Origin of the sequence: Bradyrhizobium sp. 62B (assembly GCF_030272265.2) — a bacterium.
Taxonomy (GTDB): Bacteria; Pseudomonadota; Alphaproteobacteria; order Rhizobiales; family Xanthobacteraceae; genus Bradyrhizobium.
Genome location: NZ_CP092841.2, coordinates 2,089,948 through 2,105,985 on the forward strand (window position 1 = coordinate 2,089,948; position 16,038 = coordinate 2,105,985).

14 protein-coding genes are annotated in these 16,038 nt (G+C 64.7%); 10 read left to right on the forward strand and 4 right to left on the reverse strand.

Annotated features, from left to right (window positions below; translation table 11 throughout):
• Nucleotides 1-26: 26 nt before the first annotated feature.
• The gene (locus ML401_RS09945; protein WP_285811725.1) at nt 27-1,067 is read left to right on the forward strand and encodes a L,D-transpeptidase family protein; all 1,041 of its coding nucleotides are present in this window, start codon (nt 27-29) and stop codon (nt 1,065-1,067) included.
• Nucleotides 1,068-1,081: 14 nt separating this feature from the next.
• Here ML401_RS09945 and ML401_RS09950 read toward each other — a convergent pair whose 3' ends face one another.
• Nucleotides 1,082-1,939, reverse strand: coding sequence for a VOC family protein (locus ML401_RS09950; RefSeq protein WP_285811727.1), 858 nt, complete (start codon nt 1,937-1,939; stop codon nt 1,082-1,084).
• 138 nt (nt 1,940-2,077) lie between these two features.
• A complete protein-coding gene (locus tag ML401_RS09955) occupies nt 2,078-3,268 on the reverse strand; it encodes a urate hydroxylase PuuD (protein ID WP_285811729.1) in 1,191 nt (396 codons plus the stop codon).
• A gap of 209 nt (nt 3,269-3,477) precedes the next feature.
• Between ML401_RS09955 and ML401_RS09960 the strand changes: the two genes are divergently transcribed.
• Entirely contained in the window at nt 3,478-4,812 is a 1,335-nt protein-coding gene (locus ML401_RS09960) for a sorbosone dehydrogenase family protein (RefSeq protein ID WP_285811731.1), read from the forward strand.
• A 173-nt stretch (nt 4,813-4,985) separates the two neighbouring features.
• On the opposite strand, the gene ML401_RS09965 is transcribed toward ML401_RS09960, so the two are convergent.
• Nucleotides 4,986-5,786 (reverse strand): SDR family NAD(P)-dependent oxidoreductase, encoded by an 801-nt coding sequence (locus tag ML401_RS09965; RefSeq protein ID WP_211417904.1) that lies wholly within the window; start codon nt 5,784-5,786, stop codon nt 4,986-4,988.
• A gap of 232 nt (nt 5,787-6,018) precedes the next feature.
• On the opposite strand from ML401_RS09965, the gene ML401_RS09970 reads away from it, so the two are divergent.
• From ML401_RS09970 to cyoD, 4 genes are read left to right on the forward strand one after another with little or no spacing between them, the layout of a single operon-like run.
• The gene (locus ML401_RS09970) at nt 6,019-6,852 is read left to right on the forward strand and encodes a cytochrome ubiquinol oxidase subunit II (protein ID WP_194406835.1); all 834 of its coding nucleotides are present in this window, start codon (nt 6,019-6,021) and stop codon (nt 6,850-6,852) included.
• A complete protein-coding gene (cyoB, locus tag ML401_RS09975) occupies nt 6,842-8,842 on the forward strand; it encodes a cytochrome o ubiquinol oxidase subunit I (protein ID WP_285811733.1) in 2,001 nt (666 codons plus the stop codon). The genes ML401_RS09970 and cyoB overlap by 11 nt, the downstream gene beginning before the upstream one ends.
• Nucleotides 8,842-9,483, forward strand: coding sequence for a cytochrome (ubi)quinol oxidase subunit III (locus ML401_RS09980; protein ID WP_285811735.1), 642 nt, complete (start codon nt 8,842-8,844; stop codon nt 9,481-9,483). Before cyoB ends, ML401_RS09980 begins: the two co-directional genes overlap by 1 nt.
• Nucleotides 9,480-9,860, forward strand: coding sequence for a cytochrome o ubiquinol oxidase subunit IV (cyoD, locus tag ML401_RS09985; protein ID WP_211417901.1), 381 nt, complete (start codon nt 9,480-9,482; stop codon nt 9,858-9,860). The genes ML401_RS09980 and cyoD overlap by 4 nt, the downstream gene beginning before the upstream one ends.
• 229 nt (nt 9,861-10,089) lie before the next feature.
• On the opposite strand, the gene ML401_RS09990 is transcribed toward cyoD, so the two are convergent.
• A complete protein-coding gene (locus tag ML401_RS09990; RefSeq protein WP_259204971.1) occupies nt 10,090-10,878 on the reverse strand; it encodes a thermonuclease family protein in 789 nt (262 codons plus the stop codon).
• A gap of 201 nt (nt 10,879-11,079) precedes the next feature.
• Between ML401_RS09990 and ML401_RS09995 the strand changes: the two genes are divergently transcribed.
• From ML401_RS09995 to ML401_RS10010, 4 genes are all read left to right on the forward strand, one after another.
• On the forward strand, nt 11,080-12,678 hold the full coding sequence (locus tag ML401_RS09995; protein ID WP_285811738.1) for a GMC family oxidoreductase: 1,599 nt from the start codon (nt 11,080-11,082) through the stop codon (nt 12,676-12,678).
• 7 nt (nt 12,679-12,685) lie between these two features.
• Nucleotides 12,686-13,135, forward strand: a complete 450-nt coding sequence (locus ML401_RS10000) for a hypothetical protein (RefSeq protein ID WP_211417898.1) — start codon at nt 12,686-12,688, stop codon at nt 13,133-13,135.
• Nucleotides 13,136-13,216: 81 nt separating this feature from the next.
• Complete coding sequence (locus ML401_RS10005) at nt 13,217-14,236, forward strand: S1C family serine protease (protein WP_285811741.1); 1,020 nt, start codon at nt 13,217-13,219, stop codon at nt 14,234-14,236.
• 59 nt (nt 14,237-14,295) lie between these two features.
• A complete protein-coding gene (locus tag ML401_RS10010; RefSeq protein WP_285811743.1) occupies nt 14,296-16,020 on the forward strand; it encodes an FAD-dependent oxidoreductase in 1,725 nt (574 codons plus the stop codon).
• Nucleotides 16,021-16,038 lie beyond the last annotated feature (18 nt).

A 16,038-nucleotide genomic window follows, 5' to 3' on the forward strand; every position in this document is an offset into this window, starting at 1 on the left:
CATTATTTTCAAAGGGACGAGCGATCATGGTGCGATGGATGCTTGGCGCGGCGATGTTGCTGGGGCTCGTCTGCCCGGCGCTCGCAGGCAATCTCGACGCAAAGGCTGTGAACGATGCAGCGCGTCCGGAAAAGCCGCCGGCTGCGGACAAGGTCAACGCGCCGGTGACGAAGCTTCAGATATTGCTCGATCGCGCGCAATTCTCTCCCGGCCAGATCGACGGCAAGCTGGGCGAGAACGCGCAGAAAGCGCTGAAGGCGTTCGCCGAGCAGAACGGTCTCGGCTTCGACAAGATCGTTGCCCCGGAACTATGGGACAAGCTGAACGCAGCGAGCGAGGGGCCTGTCGTCGTCGACTACAAGATCACCGACGCGGATGTGAAAGGGCCGTTCCTCAAAAGGCTGCCGGCCAAGCTCGAGGACATGAAGTCGCTGGAGGCGGTGGGCTACACCAGTCCGCTCGAAGGCCTCGCCGAGAAATTCCACATGAGCGGAGAGCTGTTGAAGGCACTCAATCCGGGAAAGTCCTTCGACAAGGCCGGCGAGACGATTGCCGTGGCGAGCGTACCGGCGCGGCGTGAGCTTCCGCGCATCGCCCGGATCGAGATCGACAAGGCGGGCGCGACGCTGAAGGCTTACGAGGGTTCTGGGCGTCTGGTCGCGTTCTATCCGGCGTCAATCGGCAGTCCGGATCGGCCGACGCCGACGGGGACGCTGAAGGTCACCGGCACCAATGAGTTGCCGACCTATCACTACAATCCCGAGTACAAGTTCAAGAGCGTGAAATCCAACAAGCCCTTCGAGATCAAGCCGGGCCCCAACAACCCGGTCGGATCGTACTGGATCGGGCTGTCGGCGCAGGGCTATGGCATCCACGGGACGGCGGAGCCTGACAGGGTCAGCAAGTCCGCCTCTCACGGCTGCGTCAGGCTCACCAATTGGGACGCGCGCGCGCTCGGCGAGAACGTCAAACGCGGCACGCCCGTCGTCTTTCTCGATGCGCCGACGGACTCCTCCTCGAAGCAGCAGGGCAAGACGGTCGGCAAGCGCGCAGCCAACACGCGTTAGAGAATTCGTTCAAGTCAGCCGGCAATGAAGGCGAGCAGGGTGCCATTGGCCTTGGCTGGCGGCACGCAGATCGCGGGCCCGCTGCGCACGGCCGCCGAACCCAGCGCCTTCTCCGTCGCGGCGAGGTCATCGCTGACGAGCACCAGCGCAGCGCCGCCGCGCTCGGCGAGGCCGGCGAGGGGCACGCCGGGATAACGCTTTCCGAGCTGCTCCAGCGTCAGATAGACGAAGTCGGCGCGATCGCCGCCGGAGGGCACTGTCACGGCGCCGTCGGTCTCGGCCTTCGGCTCGCGGTCGATCAGCCGGCCGAGATGCGCCGCGTCCTGTGTCGGCTCTGGCGTTGCGATCAGAATCTGCTTGATGCGCTTCGCCGCGTTGGCGTGCTTCATCAACTCGGGAATCCATACGGTCTCGCGCGTCTTGTGCTGGCAGGCGAAGATGCGCACGCCGCCGGGCGCTTCCGCGGTCGGCCACATGAAGGTGCGGAATTTTGCCGCCGAGATCGTGCCGTCAGGCAGCGTCACCGGCCGCTCGAAATCGGTTGGACCGATCGGCGTCAGGCCGCGGGCGCGGATCTCCTCTGCGCCGGCGGCGGAATCGACCGCGGTGAAGGCGATGCGCTCGATGCCTTCGCCGCGCTTGTCGAGGAAGGCGCGGGCGGGCGCATTGTGCTCGGTCGGCGCGAGCACGCCGAGCAGCTCCATGTAATCGGGGTCGAACATGATGGTGTAATTGCCGGTGCCCATATGCGCGCTATGGGTGCCGCGCGGGGAGATCGTGAAGCCGAGCCGCCGGTAATTCTCGGCGGCCTTGTCGAGGTCCTTCACCATGACGACGGCGTGGTCGATACCGATGACGTTCTTGAGGGCCACTGTTCTTCCTCGATTGCAAACTGAAGTGAGCCGCGCCGGCGGCCGCTAGTTCTGTCTACGCCGGATAGGCCGTCAAGTCATTTTCAATTCAGTGCGAGATGCGGAATTTCATTTCACGAAATGATTGGCGCGACGGCGTCAAGGGCGCTGCTCGAGATAGGCAGCAAGGACGGCGCGCTCCTGGCTGGTCATTTCGGTGACGTTGCCCGGCGGCATCGCGCTGGACCAGGCCGCGACACGGCCGATCAGGCGGATGTTGCGATGGATGTGCGCGGGCGTATCGAGCACAATGCCCTTCGGTGCGGTCACGATCCCGGCCCAGACCGGCTCGGCCGCGTGGCACATGCTGCACCGGGACATCACGATCTCCTCGACAGCGGCGAGGCTCGGCTGCGCCGGCAGCGCGGCCGTCTTCGCCTCGCGCGGGCCGGCCGCGGAGAGGAAGAGGATCGCAATCACGCCGATGGCCGCCACGCCCCACACCCACCATGGCGATTGGCGACCGGCATGCCGCTCGTTGAAGAAATGACGGATCACTGGGCCGAGCGCCAGGATGATCGCGACGATGATCCAGTTGAAGCGGGTGGCGTAGAGCAGGGGATAGTGGTTGCTGATCATCAGCACGACGACGGGGAGCGTCAGATAATTGTTGTGGAGCGAGCGCTCCTTGCTGGCCTTGCCGAGCTTCGGATCGGGCGCCTGTCCCGCGATCAGGCTGGCGACGATCTTCCTCTGGTTCGGGATGATCAGCGCGAAGACGTTGGCGACCATGATGGTGCCGATGATCGCGCCGATCTGGTTGAAGGCACCACGGCCGCTCAGCACATGGGTGAAGGCGTAGGTCAGCGCGACCAGGAACAGATAGCCGCCGATTGTGAAGGGCAATTCGCGCTGCGCAAGCCCGCTCCGACAGGCACCTTCATAGAGCAGCCACGCCAGCGCGAGGCTGAAGAGGCTGAACAGGCCGGCCTGGAACGGCGTGAGATCGAGGATCGACTTGTCGACCAGGAACAGATCGGCCTCGAGATAATACACCACCACCATCAGCGCGAAGCCGGACAGCCAGGTGGTGTAGGCCTCCCATTTGAACCAGGTCAGCTCGTCCGGCATCTGGCTGGGCGCGACCAGATATTTCATGATCCGGTAGAAGCCGCCGCCGTGGACCTGCCAGGCCTCACCCTGGACGCCGTGTGGCAGGTCGCGCTTGGGCCTGAGGCTGAGGTCGAGGGCGATGAAATAGAAGGAACTGCCGATCCAGGCGATCGCGGCGACCACGTGCAGCCAGCGGAGCAGCAGGCTCGCCCATTCCGATATGATGGATCCGCACATGATCATCCCGTCGATTGCGACAGCGATGCCGCAGCTTTGATGACCGCAACCCCCGCTTGACCAATGTGTCGCACCTATCCGCGGGGTTTTCCAGTACGATGGCCGGCGGCTGATGCACATCGTGCATGCACCAGCTGACGTGTGATGCGGCAGAGCTTTGATATGCTGCGATGGTGTCGATCATCGGGATTGCAGGCCGGGAGGACAAATTGAAGAGCAGAATTTTGTCCGTCGCGATATCCGCGGGGCTTCTGTTTGCGACTGGCGCGCGGGCCGACCCGGTGCTGCAGGGCAGGGAGGCCTACGGAGATTGGCAGGCCGACAAGCCCGGCACGGTCAGGCTGATCCGGCCGCAGGATCTGGTCAAGCCCGGCGCGACACGGTCGGTTGCGAGCTCGTCGCGGGTGGTGCCGCGACCGCCGGAGGCCGCGCTTCAGGTGCCGGCCGGATTCAAGATCGAACTGTTCGCCGAAGGCCTGCGCGCGCCGCGCATCATCAGGGTCGCGCCGAACGGCGATGTCTTCGTCGCGGAGACGCGGGCCGGCGCCATTCGCGTGTTGCGGGCCGGGGAGGGCGGCAAGGCCGCGACCAACGAAATGTTTGCCAGCGGCTTGCGGCAGCCTTTTGGCATCGCCTTCTTCCCGAACAGCGACAATCCGCAATGGGTCTATGTGGCCAATACCGACAGCGTCGTCCGCTTTCCCTATCAGGCCGGCGATCTCAAGGCGCGCGGCAAGGCGGAGACGATCGTGGCAAGCTTGCCGCATGACGGCGGCCATTCCACCCGCGACATCGTCTTCACGCTCGACAACAAGCGCATGCTGGTGTCGGTCGGCTCGCTCAGCAATGTCGCGGAGGGTTTGGGCACGCCGCCGGGCGGACTGGAGACGTGGACGAAAGCGCAACCGCTTGGCGCGGCCTGGGCCAGCGAGACGGAGCGCGCCGCCGTGCTGGCCTTCACGCCCGACGGCAAGGAGCGGAAGATCTACGCCACCGGCATCCGCAATTGCGTGGGCCTTGCCATCCAGCCACAGACCGGGCTGCCCTGGTGCTCGACCAACGAGCGCGACGGCCTCGGTGACGATCTCGTGCCCGACTACGTCACCAGCGTGAAGGAGGGTGCGTTCTATGGCTGGCCGTGGTTCTACATCGGCAACAATGAAGATCCGCGCCATGCCGGCGCGCGGCCGGATCTCAAGGACAAGGTGACGGTGCCGGATGTGCTGATCCAGCCGCATTCGGCTTCGCTCGGCATGACATTCTACCAGGGCACGCAGTTTCCGTCCGAGTATCAGGGCGATGCTTTTGCCGCCGAGCACGGCTCGTGGAACAGGTCGAAGCGCACCGGCTACAAGGTGGTCCGCATCCGCATGAAGGACGGCAAGCCGACGGGGGAGTATGAGGATTTCGTCACGGGGTTCGTGGTGAGCGACACCGAGGTGTGGGGAAGGCCGGTGGGAGTTACGGTGGCGAAGGATGGATCGCTATTGGTGTCGGAAGACGGCAACGGCACGATCTGGCGGGTGACAAGCGCGCTGCAGTGACGGTGCACCCTCTCCCCTTGTGGGAGAGGGTGGCTCGCGAAGCCGCGAGACGGGTGAGGGGTTCTCTCCGCGAGTCCAACTTTCATTTCGGCGCGTGGAAAGAACCCTCATTTGGCGCTTCGCGCCACCTTCTCCCACAAGGGAAGAAGGGAAGCGCACTGCACTCGCGGTCTCTACCCCCGTCTCACACTGGCCCCGCCATCCACCGGCAGCGTCACACCGGTAATGAAGTTGGCTTCGTCCGACGCGAGGAACAGCGCGGCGTTGGCGACGTCCCAGCCCGTGCCCATCTTCCTGCGTAGCGGCACCTTGCTGTCGCGTTCGGCTTCGACCTCGGCGCGGGTCTTGTGCCATTCGCGGGCGCGGGTATCGACAGCCATGGGTGTGTTCATCAGGCCGGGCAGGATGACATTGGCGCGGATGCCGTATTCGGCGTTCTGGTAGGCGAGCTGTTCGGTGAAGGCGATCATCGCCGACTTCGTCGCCTTGTAGGCGACGTAAGGATAGGTCGTGATCGCCGCCATCGAGGAGATGTTGATGATGGCGCCGCTGCCTTGCGCGCGCATGATCGGTATCACCTCTTTCGCGGCGAGAATGCAGCTCTTCAGATTGATGGCGACGACGCGGTCGAAGGCCTCTTCGGTCAGTTGCAGCAATTCGGCATCGCCGCCCGACAGGCTGACGCCGACATTGTTGTGCAGCACGTCGATCCGGCCCCAGCGCGACTGCGCGTCCTCGACCATCGCCTTGATATCGGCCGACTTCGTCACGTCGGCCTTGAAGGCCGCGGCAGTGCCGCCTTTCCCGGCGATCATCGCAACGGTTTCCTGCGCGGACTCCAGATGATGGTCGACGCACAGCACCTTCGCGCCCTCCCGCGCAAAGGTCAGCGCGGTGGCGCGGCCGTTGCCCATGCCTTCGCCGGGGCTTTGCCCGGCTCCAACCACGATGGCGACCTTGTCCTTGAGGCGCATGACGCTTTCTCCCTGCTTTTTCATCACGATAGCACGGACGATGCGCGGCAGAAGGCCGATCATGCCGCACGCCGTCCCGCCGGGTGCGCATGGCTGATCGCGACAGCGAAGGCGCATGCGGGCCAGCAGCTTTCCGTCGTGCGGGAACCGACCTCACGCGATCGCGTTTGTTGCGGAGCCTGTCCCGCGCTAGGCTCTGTCCCGGGGCTTCCCAACCGCCAGTGGCTTGCCGATGAATCTGCTCGATCCGCAAGGGCCCGTGGCTGCGGCCAACAGAACCATCCTGGTCGATTCCGTCTTCATCATGCTGGTGATCGTGGTGCCGACCATCGTCGCGATCCTGGCCTTTGCGTTCTGGTTTCGCGCCTCCAACACCAAGGCGCGCTACCAGCCCGACTTCGTCTATTCCGGCCGCGTCGAGATGGTGGTGTGGTCGATCCCGGCGCTGACAGTGATCCTGCTCGGCGGCGTCGCCTGGATCGGCTCGCACCAGCTCGATCCCGCGGCACCGGTGCCTGGCACGGGCAGTCCGGTTCGCATCCAGGCCGTCTCGCTCGACTGGAAATGGCTGTTCATCTATCCGGACCAGCGCATCGCCACCGTCAACACGCTGACGGTGCCGGCCGGCGCCGAGCTGAATTTCCAGCTGACCTCGTCGAGCGTGATGAACACGTTCTTCATCCCGCAGCTCGGCAGCATGATCTACACCATGAACGGCATGGTGACGAAGCTGAACCTGCGCGCCGACAACGAAGGCAAGCTGCAAGGGCTGTCGGCGCATTTTTCCGGCGACGGCTTTCCCGACATGATGTTCGACGTCAACGTGGTATCGCCGCTGGCTTTTCCCGAGTGGGTGGCGGGCACGGCGAAGACCGACGCGGTGCTGAACGAGGACAGCTACAGGAAGCTGATGCAGCAGGGCATCGAAAAGGGCAGGCCGGCCTACCGCCTCGAAGACCCGCGCCTGTTCGACCTGATCGCGACCCAGCACATTCCGCCGGGACCGGGGCCGGAGCTGATCTCCGAGGCCGGCCGTCCGCACAGTGGAGGCGTTGATGCTCGGTAAGCTCGACTGGTCCGCTATCCCGTTCGATCAGCCGATTCCGCTCGTCGCCGGCGCGATCGTGCTGGTCGCGATCCTCGGCGTGCTGGCCTGGGTCGTGGTGAAGGGGCATCTGCCATACCTCTGGCACGAATGGATCACCAGCGTCGATCACAAGCGGATCGGCGTGATGTACATTCTGCTGGCCTCGGTGATGCTGCTGCGCGGCGGCAGCGATGCCATCATGATGCGGATCCAGCAGGCGGTCGCCTATCAGTCGCAAGGCTACCTGCCGCCGGAGCACTACAACCAGATCTTCTCGGCGCACGGCACCATCATGATCTTCTTCGTGGCGATGCCGTTCGTGATCGGATTGATGAATCTCGTCGTGCCCCTCCAGCTCGGCGTGCGCGACGTCGCGTTCCCGACGCTTAATTCGGTCGGCTTCTGGCTGACCGCGACCGGCGCGTTGCTGGTCAACATGTCGCTCGTGGTCGGCGAGTTCGCGCGCACCGGCTGGCTCGCCTTTCCGCCGCTGTCGGAATTGTCCTATTCACCCGGCGTCGGCGTCGATTACTATGCCTGGTCGCTGCAGATCTCGGGGGTCGGCACGCTGGTCGCCGGCATCAATCTCGTCACGACAGTGCTGAAGCTGCGCACCAAGGGCATGAACTATCTGCGCATGCCGATGTTCTGCTGGACCACACTGGCCTCGAACCTCCTCATCGTCGCGGCCTTTCCGATCCTCACGGCGACGCTCGCGATGCTGCTGCTCGACCGTTATCTCGGCTTCCATTTCTTCACCAACGAGGCCGGCGGCAACGTCATGATGTTCATGAATTTGATCTGGGCCTGGGGCCATCCCGAGGTCTACATCCTGGTGCTGCCGGCCTTCGGCATCTTCTCCGAGGTGGTCTCGACCTTCTCCGGCAAGGCGCTGTTCGGCTATCGTTCCATGGTGCTCGCGACCATGGCGATCTGCGTCATCTCCTTCATGGTGTGGCTGCACCATTTCTTCACGATGGGGGCGGGCCCCGACGTCAACGCCATCTTCGGCATTGCCAGCATGATCATCGCGATCCCGACGGGAGTGAAGATCTACAATTGGCTGTTCACGATGTATGGCGGCCGCATCCGTTTCGCGACACCGATGCTGTGGTCGGTCGGCTTCATGGTCACCTTCATCATCGGCGGATTGACGGGCGTCCTGCTCGCGGTGCCCCCGGCCGATTTTGTGCTTCACAACAGCATGTTCCTGGTGGCGCATTTCCACAACGTCATCATCGGTGGCGTGCTGTTCGGGGCCTTCGCCGGCTTCGAATACTGGTTTCCCAAGGCGTTCGGTTTCCGCCTCGACGAGCGCTGGGGCAAGGCTGCGTTCTGGTTCACCTTTCTCGGCTTCTTCGTCACGTTCATGCCGCTTTACATCGTAGGCATGCTCGGCATGACCAGGCGGATGCAGCATTACGACGTCGCGGCGTGGCGGCCTTGGATGATCGTCGCCGCATTCGGCATGGCCGTGCTGACGATCGGCGTGATCTGCCAGATCGTGCAGCTCGTGGTCAGCATCCGCAATCGCGAGGCTTTGCGCGATCGGACCGGCGATCCCTGGGACGGCCGCTCGCTGGAATGGGGGACCTCGTCGCCGCCGCCGGTGTTCAATTTCGCCTTCAATCCCGACGTGCGCGGCGAAGACGCCTATTGGGACATGAAAGCCCGCGCGCAGCAGCAATCGCTCGAGCATGACAGGCCGGAATATCAAGACATCGAAATGCCCCGGAATTCCCCAACTGGCTTCGTCTGCGCGTTCTTCGCAACCATCATGGGGTTTGCGCTGATCTGGCACATCTGGTGGATGGTGATCCTGGGAGGCCTCGGCGCATGGGCGACCTTCGTGGTGTTCGCTTGGCGGGACCATGACGAATACGTCATTCCGGCCGAGGAAGTCGCTGCGGTCGACCGCGTCAATCTCGAGGAGCGGCGCAGCCTCGTCAGCATGGCGGGGACGGTCTGATGGCGATGACCGCGACCGCCGGCCACGCGCAGGCCGATCCCCATCACATCGGTGTGGTGATCGAGCATCCCGGTCCCGCGCCGAAGCGGATCGTGACCGCCTACGGCTTCTGGATCTTCCTGCTCTCGGACATCGTAATGTTCTCCTGCTTCTTCGCGGCCTATGCGGTGCTGGCTGGCCAGACCGCCGGCGGCCCCAAGGGCTCGGAGATTTTCGAGCAGAGGAACGTCGCGATCGAGACGGTCTGCCTGCTGCTGTCGAGCTTCACCTGCGGCATGGCCAGCATCGCGGCCGATATGCGCAACCGGTTCTGGTTCTATCTCGGCATGACCGTGACCTGCGCGCTCGGGCTGATCTTCCTCGCCATCGAGTTCCGCGAATTCGCCGACCTCGTCGCGCGCGGCTACGGTCCGTCGCGCAGCGCGTTCCTGACCGCGTTCTTCTCGCTGGTCGGCTGCCACGGCCTGCACGTCTCCGCCGGCGTGTTGTGGCTGCTCACCATGATGGCCCAGGTCTTCGCAAAAGGCTTTCGCGCCGATGTCCTGCGCCGGATGATATGCTTTGCATTGTTCTGGCACGCGCTCGATATCGTCTGGGTCGGGGTGTTCTCGGTCGTCTATTTGCTCGGGAGTGGCGCATGAGCGATCAATCGCACATCGGACACGATCTCGCGCCGGGTGAGGAAGAGCAACATAGTGTCGGGACCCGAATCCTCGGTTACGTCATCGGGCTCGTGCTTGCGCTGCTGCTCACGGCGACATCGTTCTTCATCGCGGGCACCGATCTGGTCTGGCAGCCCTCGATCCCCGTTGCGCTGATCGTGCTGGCGATCGCGCAGATGGGCGTGCATCTGGTGTTCTTCCTGCACATCACGACCGGCCCCGACAACACCAACAACGTGCTGGCGCTGGCCTTCGGATTGCTGGTGGTCTTCCTCGTGGTCGGCGGCACGGTCTGGATCATGGCGCATCTGAACGCCAACATGCCGCCGATGGACCAGATCATGATGCGGCAGTAGCAGCGGGACGCTGCAGAGCCCCCAAAAAAGAAGAGCCGCTTGTTGTGACAAGCGGCCCAAGTCTAGGGAGGAAACGCCCAAGCAAAGACAATCCAATGAGGATCGTCCGCCAAGGAAACGCATGCGCAAACGCTTGCGTATGTTCATAAGTGCAGCAACTCGCGAAGGAGTTCAATTCCGGATCAATACGGTCCCGGACTACCACTCACGGATGCGTGAGCGGCTTGGTTCACTTCGGCCGGCGGCAATTATAGGCCTTGCGGAAGCCGGCCGCCTGGGCGTCGTCCTCCGAGCAGAACCAGCGGTCCGGTTTGGTGGTCGCCGGGTAGCTCGGGCAACCCCGCAAATGATAGATGCCGATATTGCCGGTAACGCGCGCGCGCACCGCAAGCTTGCCCTTGATGCTGCAGCTCGGCGGCATGGTCAGCTCCTCCGGGAACAGCACGGCGCGAATTTCCTTGTCGCGGTCCTGGCGGCAGGCCGCGCCCAGCAGTGCGCCGTCCTTCTTGCCGGCGCGGAAGTCTTGCGGTGCAGCAAAGCAGCCTTTCCAGATTCCGGCCGAGGCTGTCCTGGCTTCGCCTGCCGCCGGCTTGACGTTCGCCTTGATCGGCTCCCGCGCGATGGCAAAGCCGAGCTTGATCAGCTGCTCGTTCAGCGTCGACTTGTCGCCCTCGGCCGTGCAGATGGCCCGGTGCCGCTTGCCGAAGCTTTTCTCCGGCCCGACATCGTCGCAGCGCACGGGCCGCTTGTTGATCAGCTTGGCCAGCTGGTCCCGCGCATCGATGCCGCAGGTCCAGGGATCGGCATGATCGTCGATGCAGACCTGGTCCAGCTCGGGCGCGTCGACGCCGTCGAGCCGGTAGGTGACGTCGCCGAGCTGGATCGAGTTGCCGTCGCGTACCGTCGCGGCGGCGGTCAGCGCGGAGGCCGGCTGGGACGACGCCAGGAATCCGGACAAGGCGAAGAAACAAAGAAGCGCAAACGCGCGGGCGGCGGCAAAGACATTTCGGAAGGACATAAGGTCTCGCTATCGATGGCTCGGACCGCCTGTTCCTAGCATCCGGATGTGGCGATACCAATGGTCTGCGCCCTGCGAAGTGCGACATTCCGGCCTCGCGGCTTTACTCCCCGGCCGCTCTGATCCTATCGTTCGCGGAGCTTGCGAACTGTGCAGGCCGAATCGCCCGGTAAGCGGCGAGGGCGGGAGGACAAGGTTGCGATGAAAGACCCCGTGGACGTCCTGATCATCGGCGCCGGCGCTTCGGGCGCGGCAGTGGCGTGGTCGCTGGCCGAGACCAAGATGCACATTCTCTGCCTGGAGCAGGGCGGCTGGATGAACCCGGCTGAATATCCGAGCACGGGCCGGGACTGGGAGGCCAAATTCTACGGCGAATGGTCGTCGAGCCCGAACGTGCGTGGCCGGCCCGAGGACTATCCCGTCAACGACGACAATTCGCCCATCAAGGTCGTCAACTACAATGCGGTTGGCGGCTCGACCGTGATGTACACCGCACATTGGCCGCGGCTGCATCCCTCCGATTTCAAAGTGAAGACGCTGGACGGCGTCGCCGACGACTGGCCGATCGACTACGACGCCCTGACCCCGTTCTTCGAGGAGAACGATCGCATGATGGGCACATCAGGCCTCTCAGGCGATCCGCTCTCGCCGCTGACGCATCCGCCGATGCCGCCACAGCCGATGGGATTGTCCGGCGCCATCATCGGCAAGACCATGAACCAGCTCGGCTGGCACTGGTGGCCGTCGGACACGACGGTCGCGACGATGGACTATGAGGGGCGGGCGCGCTGCATCAATCTCGGCCATTGCACGCCGGCCTGCGCGCAAGGCGCGAAGTCGTCCACCGACATCACCTATTGGCCGCATGCGATCCGCGCCGGCGTCGAGTTGCGCACCCATTGCCGGGTGCGCGAGATCACCACCGACGAGAACGGCATGGCCTCGGGCGTGGTCTATTACGACGAGGACGGCGTCGAGCAGTTCCAGCCCGCGCATGTCGTCATCATCGCCTGCAACGGCGTCGGCACGCCGCGGCTGCTGCTCAACTCGAAATCAAACCGCTTCCCGAACGGCCTTGCCAATTCGTCCGGCCTCGTCGGCAAGAATCTGATGTTCCACCCCTACGCGCAGATCTACGGCTATGTGAAGGAGCCGACCGATAGCAACCGCGCGCCGCCGACCTGCCTCTGGAGCAAGGAATGGTACGACACCGACCTGTCGCGCGGCTTCGTGCGCGGCTACGGCGTGCAGTTCGTGCGCGGCGCGGGGCCGGTGTTCGAGGCGGTCGTCAGCGAGCAGAAGGGCATTTTGCCGTGGGGCGAGGATCATCACCGCGTTTTCCGCAAGCTCAACGGCCATCGTCTCGGTTTCTCCGCGATCTGTGAGGATTTGCCGGAGGAGCACAACCAGGTCACGCTCGATCCGGTCCTGAAGGACAGCCACGGCATCCCGGCGCCGAAGATCGACTACACGATCAGCGAGAACAGCCGGAAGATGATGGAGCACGCACTCGCCCGCGGGCGGGAGGTTCTCGAGGCCGCTGGTGCGATCGATATCTGCATCAACTCGCCGATCCCGTGGGGCGGATGGCATCTGCTCGGCACCGCGCGGATGGGCACCGACCCGGAGCGTTCCGTCGTCAACGAATGGGGCCGCTCGCACGACGTCAAGAACCTCTTCATCGTCGACGGCAGCATCTTCGTCACATCGGGCGGGGTGAACCCGACCTCCACCATCCAGGCTCTCGCGCTGTACATCGCCGACCAGATGAAGCAGCGCCTGGCCAATTTGTTCGATTGAGGCCGTCATGTCCGCAGATAATCAACTGACGCCGCGGCAGCGCGATGACCTCCGTATCATCGCCGCGATGATCATTCCCGCCAGCGACGAATACAAGGTGCCCGGCGCCGACGATGCGGCAATCCAGGCCGACATTCTGGCAACGCTCGGCCGTGACACCAGGCTGGTGGCCGCAGCGCTCGATCACTTGGCGCGGCTCGCGGGGATGCCGTTTGCCGACCTCGAGCCTGCCGCGCGCGATGCGGTGGCGCAGGAGTTCCGTAAGCACGGCGGCGCTGCTGCGGCGACGCTCGTCCGCGTCGTCCTGCAATGCTATTACCGCGACGACCGCGTGCTGCGCTCGCTCGGGCTCGAGCTGCGCGCGCCGTTCCCCAAAGGCTATGTGCTTCCTGACGGTGACTGGTCGCTGCTCGATCCGGTCAAGGCAAGAGGCGGCTCGCTAAGGCGGGCGCCCTAGCCATCTGGGCAGTCCAGCCCTGCGCACCTTGCGCGGCAGGGAACAGGCCACCATCTGTGTGAGCCTTCAAGGACTCTTGCCATGCTGGATTTCACCTCAGATATCGTCGATGACGCACCGTCATCGCGAACGGCGGCGGCTGCTCCGATCGATGACGGAACGCTGCTGGACGCCTATTCCAATGCCGTGATCGACGTGACCGACCGCGTCGGCCCTGCGGTCGTACGGGTCGAGACCGGGCCCAAGGTGCCTAATAGACGCGAGCGCGGCGGGCTCGGCTCGGGCATCGTGATCTCGCCTGATGGCCTCGTGCTCACCAACAGCCACGTGGTCGGCACGTCCAAGGAGATCCGGCTGCGCGATGTCGAGGGCCATGTCGGCGAGGCCCAGGTGCTCGGTGTCGATCCCGACACCGACCTTGCGCTGCTGCGCGCCAACGGCGCGCGCCATCTGCCCTATGCCTCGCTCGGCAATTCCAAGAGCTTGCGGCGCGGGCAGCTGGTGATCGCCATCGGCAATCCGCTCGGGTTCGAATCGACCGTCACCGCCGGCGTGGTGTCCGCGCTCGGCCGCTCGATCCGCTCGGTGAGCGGCCGCACCATCGAGGACGTGATCCAGACCGACGCCGCGCTCAATCCCGGCAATTCCGGCGGACCGCTGGTGTCGTCGCATGCCGAGGTGATCGGCATCAACACCGCCATCATAAACGGGGCGCAGGGCATCTGCTTCGCTGTCGCCAGCAACACCGCGCAATTCGTGCTGTCGGAGATCATCCGCCACGGCTATGTCCGCCGCGCCTATATCGGCGTCGCCGGGCAGACCGCGCCGGTGCCGCGGCGGCACGCGGTCGCGGCCGGCGTCGAGAACAAGATGGGCGCGCTTCTGATGCAGATCGAGCCGGATGGACCTGCGGCAAAGGCGGGCCTGCTGCCCGGCGACGTCGTGATCAGGCTCGACGGCGTCGAGATCAACGGCGTCGACGATCTGATCCGCGTGCTCGACCGCGACCGGATCGGCCGGCGGCTCGCCATGGACGTGCTGCGGCTCGGGCGATTACGAGCGATCGACATCGATCCCGTAGAGAGGAAGCCCGCCCGCTAGCGTCCGACGGGCGAGGCGAGGTATGACTTTGTCATGCCTCGCCTTCGGACACCCGCCGCATGATGCCGACACATGAGACCTACGACGTCATCGTCATCGGCGCCGGTGCCGGTGGCATGACGGCGGCGGCCGTTGCCGCGGCCGAAGGTCTGCGCGTGCTGGTGATCGAGAAGACCGCGTTCGTCGGCGGCACCACGGCCTGGTCCGAAGGCATGGTCTGGATCCCCGCCAATGCGAAGATGAAGGAGGCAGGGCTCTCCGACAGTATCGCGGATGCCGTCCAATATCTGTCGAGCACGGTCCCTGAAACCGCCAATGCCGGCCTGCGCGCCGCCTTCCTCACGCGCGGGTCCGAGGCGATTGCCTGGCTCGAAGCCAACACGGAAGTTCGTCTCCAGCCGGTGAAGGCCTGTCCGGACTATTATCCGGAACGCCTGGGCGCGACATCAGGCGGCCGCGTGCTGGAGCCGGTTGCGTTCGACGGAACGCGGCTGGGCAGAGCTTTTGCGCGATTGCGGCCACCGCTGCCGGAGTTCACGCTGTTCGGCGGCATGATGGTCAATCGCCTCGATAGTCCGCATTTGCACAGGGTTGGAAGATCGCTGCGCTCGACCATGCGGGCGGCGCGGCTCGTCTCCGCCTATGCATTGCAGCGGCTGCGAAGCCCGCGTGGCACGACGTTGCATCTCGGCAACGCGCTTGCCGCCCAGTTATACGCCTCGCTACTGGCGCGGCGGATTGAAGTTCTCTTCAGCGCCGACGTCGAGGATCTCTCGCTGCAGGGTGATCGCTTCAGCGGCGTGGTGATCCGCCATGGCTCCCGCGACCGGCCGATCGCGGCGCGCCGCGGCGTGGTGCTGGCGACCGGCGGCTTTTCGCACGACGCCGTGTTGCGCAAGCGTTATTTTCCGGCGGCGGCTGGATTTGTCTCGGCGGCCAACACCTCCAGCACCGGCGACGGGCTGCGGCTCGCGGCAGCGACAGGTGCCGCGCTCAATACGGACGCGACCAGCCCGGCCCATTGGGTGCCGGCCTCGCTGTTTCGCCGCGCCGACGGCAGCTGCGGCGTGTTCCCGCACACCGTAACCGATCGCGCCAAGCCGGGGGTGATCGCCGTCAACGCCGCGGGCCGGCGCTTCGTCAACGAGGCGCTGTCGTACCATGAGTTCGTGCTCGGCATGCTGCGCGATGGCAATGGCGAGCCGGACCGGCCGTTCCATTTGATCTGCGATCGCGCGTTCCTCTGGACCTATGGCCTTGGCCGCATCAAGCCGTTCATGCGCAGCTATCGGCGCTACGTGGCGAGCGGCGAGTTGATCGAGGCGTCTGATATCGCACAGCTCGCAGGCAAGATCGGCGTCAAGCCCTCAGTGCTCGCGGCGACGCTGGCGAGCTACAACGAAGGCGCGAAAGAGGGGCGCGATCCCGAGTTCGGCCGCGGCAGCACCATCTATCAGCGCCACCTCGGCGACATCAGCCACAAGCCCAATCCCTGCGTCGCGCCAATCACGCGGGGGCCGTTCTTCGCGATGCGGATCTATCCGGCGGATCTCGGCACGGCGATCGGCCTGAAGGTAGACGCGCAGGCCCGCGTGCTGCGCGCGGACGGCACGCCGATCGCGGGGCTCTATGCCTGCGGCAACGACATGGGCTCGATCATGAGCGGGAATTGTCCGGGGCCGGGGATCACGCTCGGGCCGGCGCTGGCGTTCGGATATATTGCGGGAAGACATCTGGCGGAGAGTGGGGCAGTGGCGCCGACCGCCGCGAAGAAGGTCGTCTGATTGTAACGCGCTCTATCC

What these genes read in the sequence shown, in the direction of transcription:
- ML401_RS09945 (WP_285811725.1), top strand. Translation starts at nt 27, where the DNA reads ATGGTGCGATGGATGCTTGGCGCGGCGATGTTGCTGGGGCTCGTCTGC.
- ML401_RS09955 (WP_285811729.1), bottom strand. Translation starts at nt 3,268, where the DNA reads ATGTGCGGATCCATCATATCGGAATGGGCGAGCCTGCTGCTCCGCTGG.
- ML401_RS09965 (WP_211417904.1), bottom strand. Translation starts at nt 5,786, where the DNA reads ATGCGCCTCAAGGACAAGGTCGCCATCGTGGTTGGAGCCGGGCAAAGC.
- ML401_RS09970 (WP_194406835.1), top strand. Translation starts at nt 6,019, where the DNA reads ATGAATCTGCTCGATCCGCAAGGGCCCGTGGCTGCGGCCAACAGAACC.
- cyoB (WP_285811733.1), top strand. Translation starts at nt 6,842, where the DNA reads ATGCTCGGTAAGCTCGACTGGTCCGCTATCCCGTTCGATCAGCCGATT.
- ML401_RS09980 (WP_285811735.1), top strand. Translation starts at nt 8,842, where the DNA reads ATGGCGATGACCGCGACCGCCGGCCACGCGCAGGCCGATCCCCATCAC.
- cyoD (WP_211417901.1), top strand. Translation starts at nt 9,480, where the DNA reads ATGAGCGATCAATCGCACATCGGACACGATCTCGCGCCGGGTGAGGAA.
- ML401_RS09990 (WP_259204971.1), bottom strand. Translation starts at nt 10,878, where the DNA reads ATGTCCTTCCGAAATGTCTTTGCCGCCGCCCGCGCGTTTGCGCTTCTT.
- ML401_RS09995 (WP_285811738.1), top strand. Translation starts at nt 11,080, where the DNA reads ATGAAAGACCCCGTGGACGTCCTGATCATCGGCGCCGGCGCTTCGGGC.
- ML401_RS10000 (WP_211417898.1), top strand. Translation starts at nt 12,686, where the DNA reads ATGTCCGCAGATAATCAACTGACGCCGCGGCAGCGCGATGACCTCCGT.
- ML401_RS10005 (WP_285811741.1), top strand. Translation starts at nt 13,217, where the DNA reads ATGCTGGATTTCACCTCAGATATCGTCGATGACGCACCGTCATCGCGA.
- ML401_RS10010 (WP_285811743.1), top strand. Translation starts at nt 14,296, where the DNA reads ATGATGCCGACACATGAGACCTACGACGTCATCGTCATCGGCGCCGGT.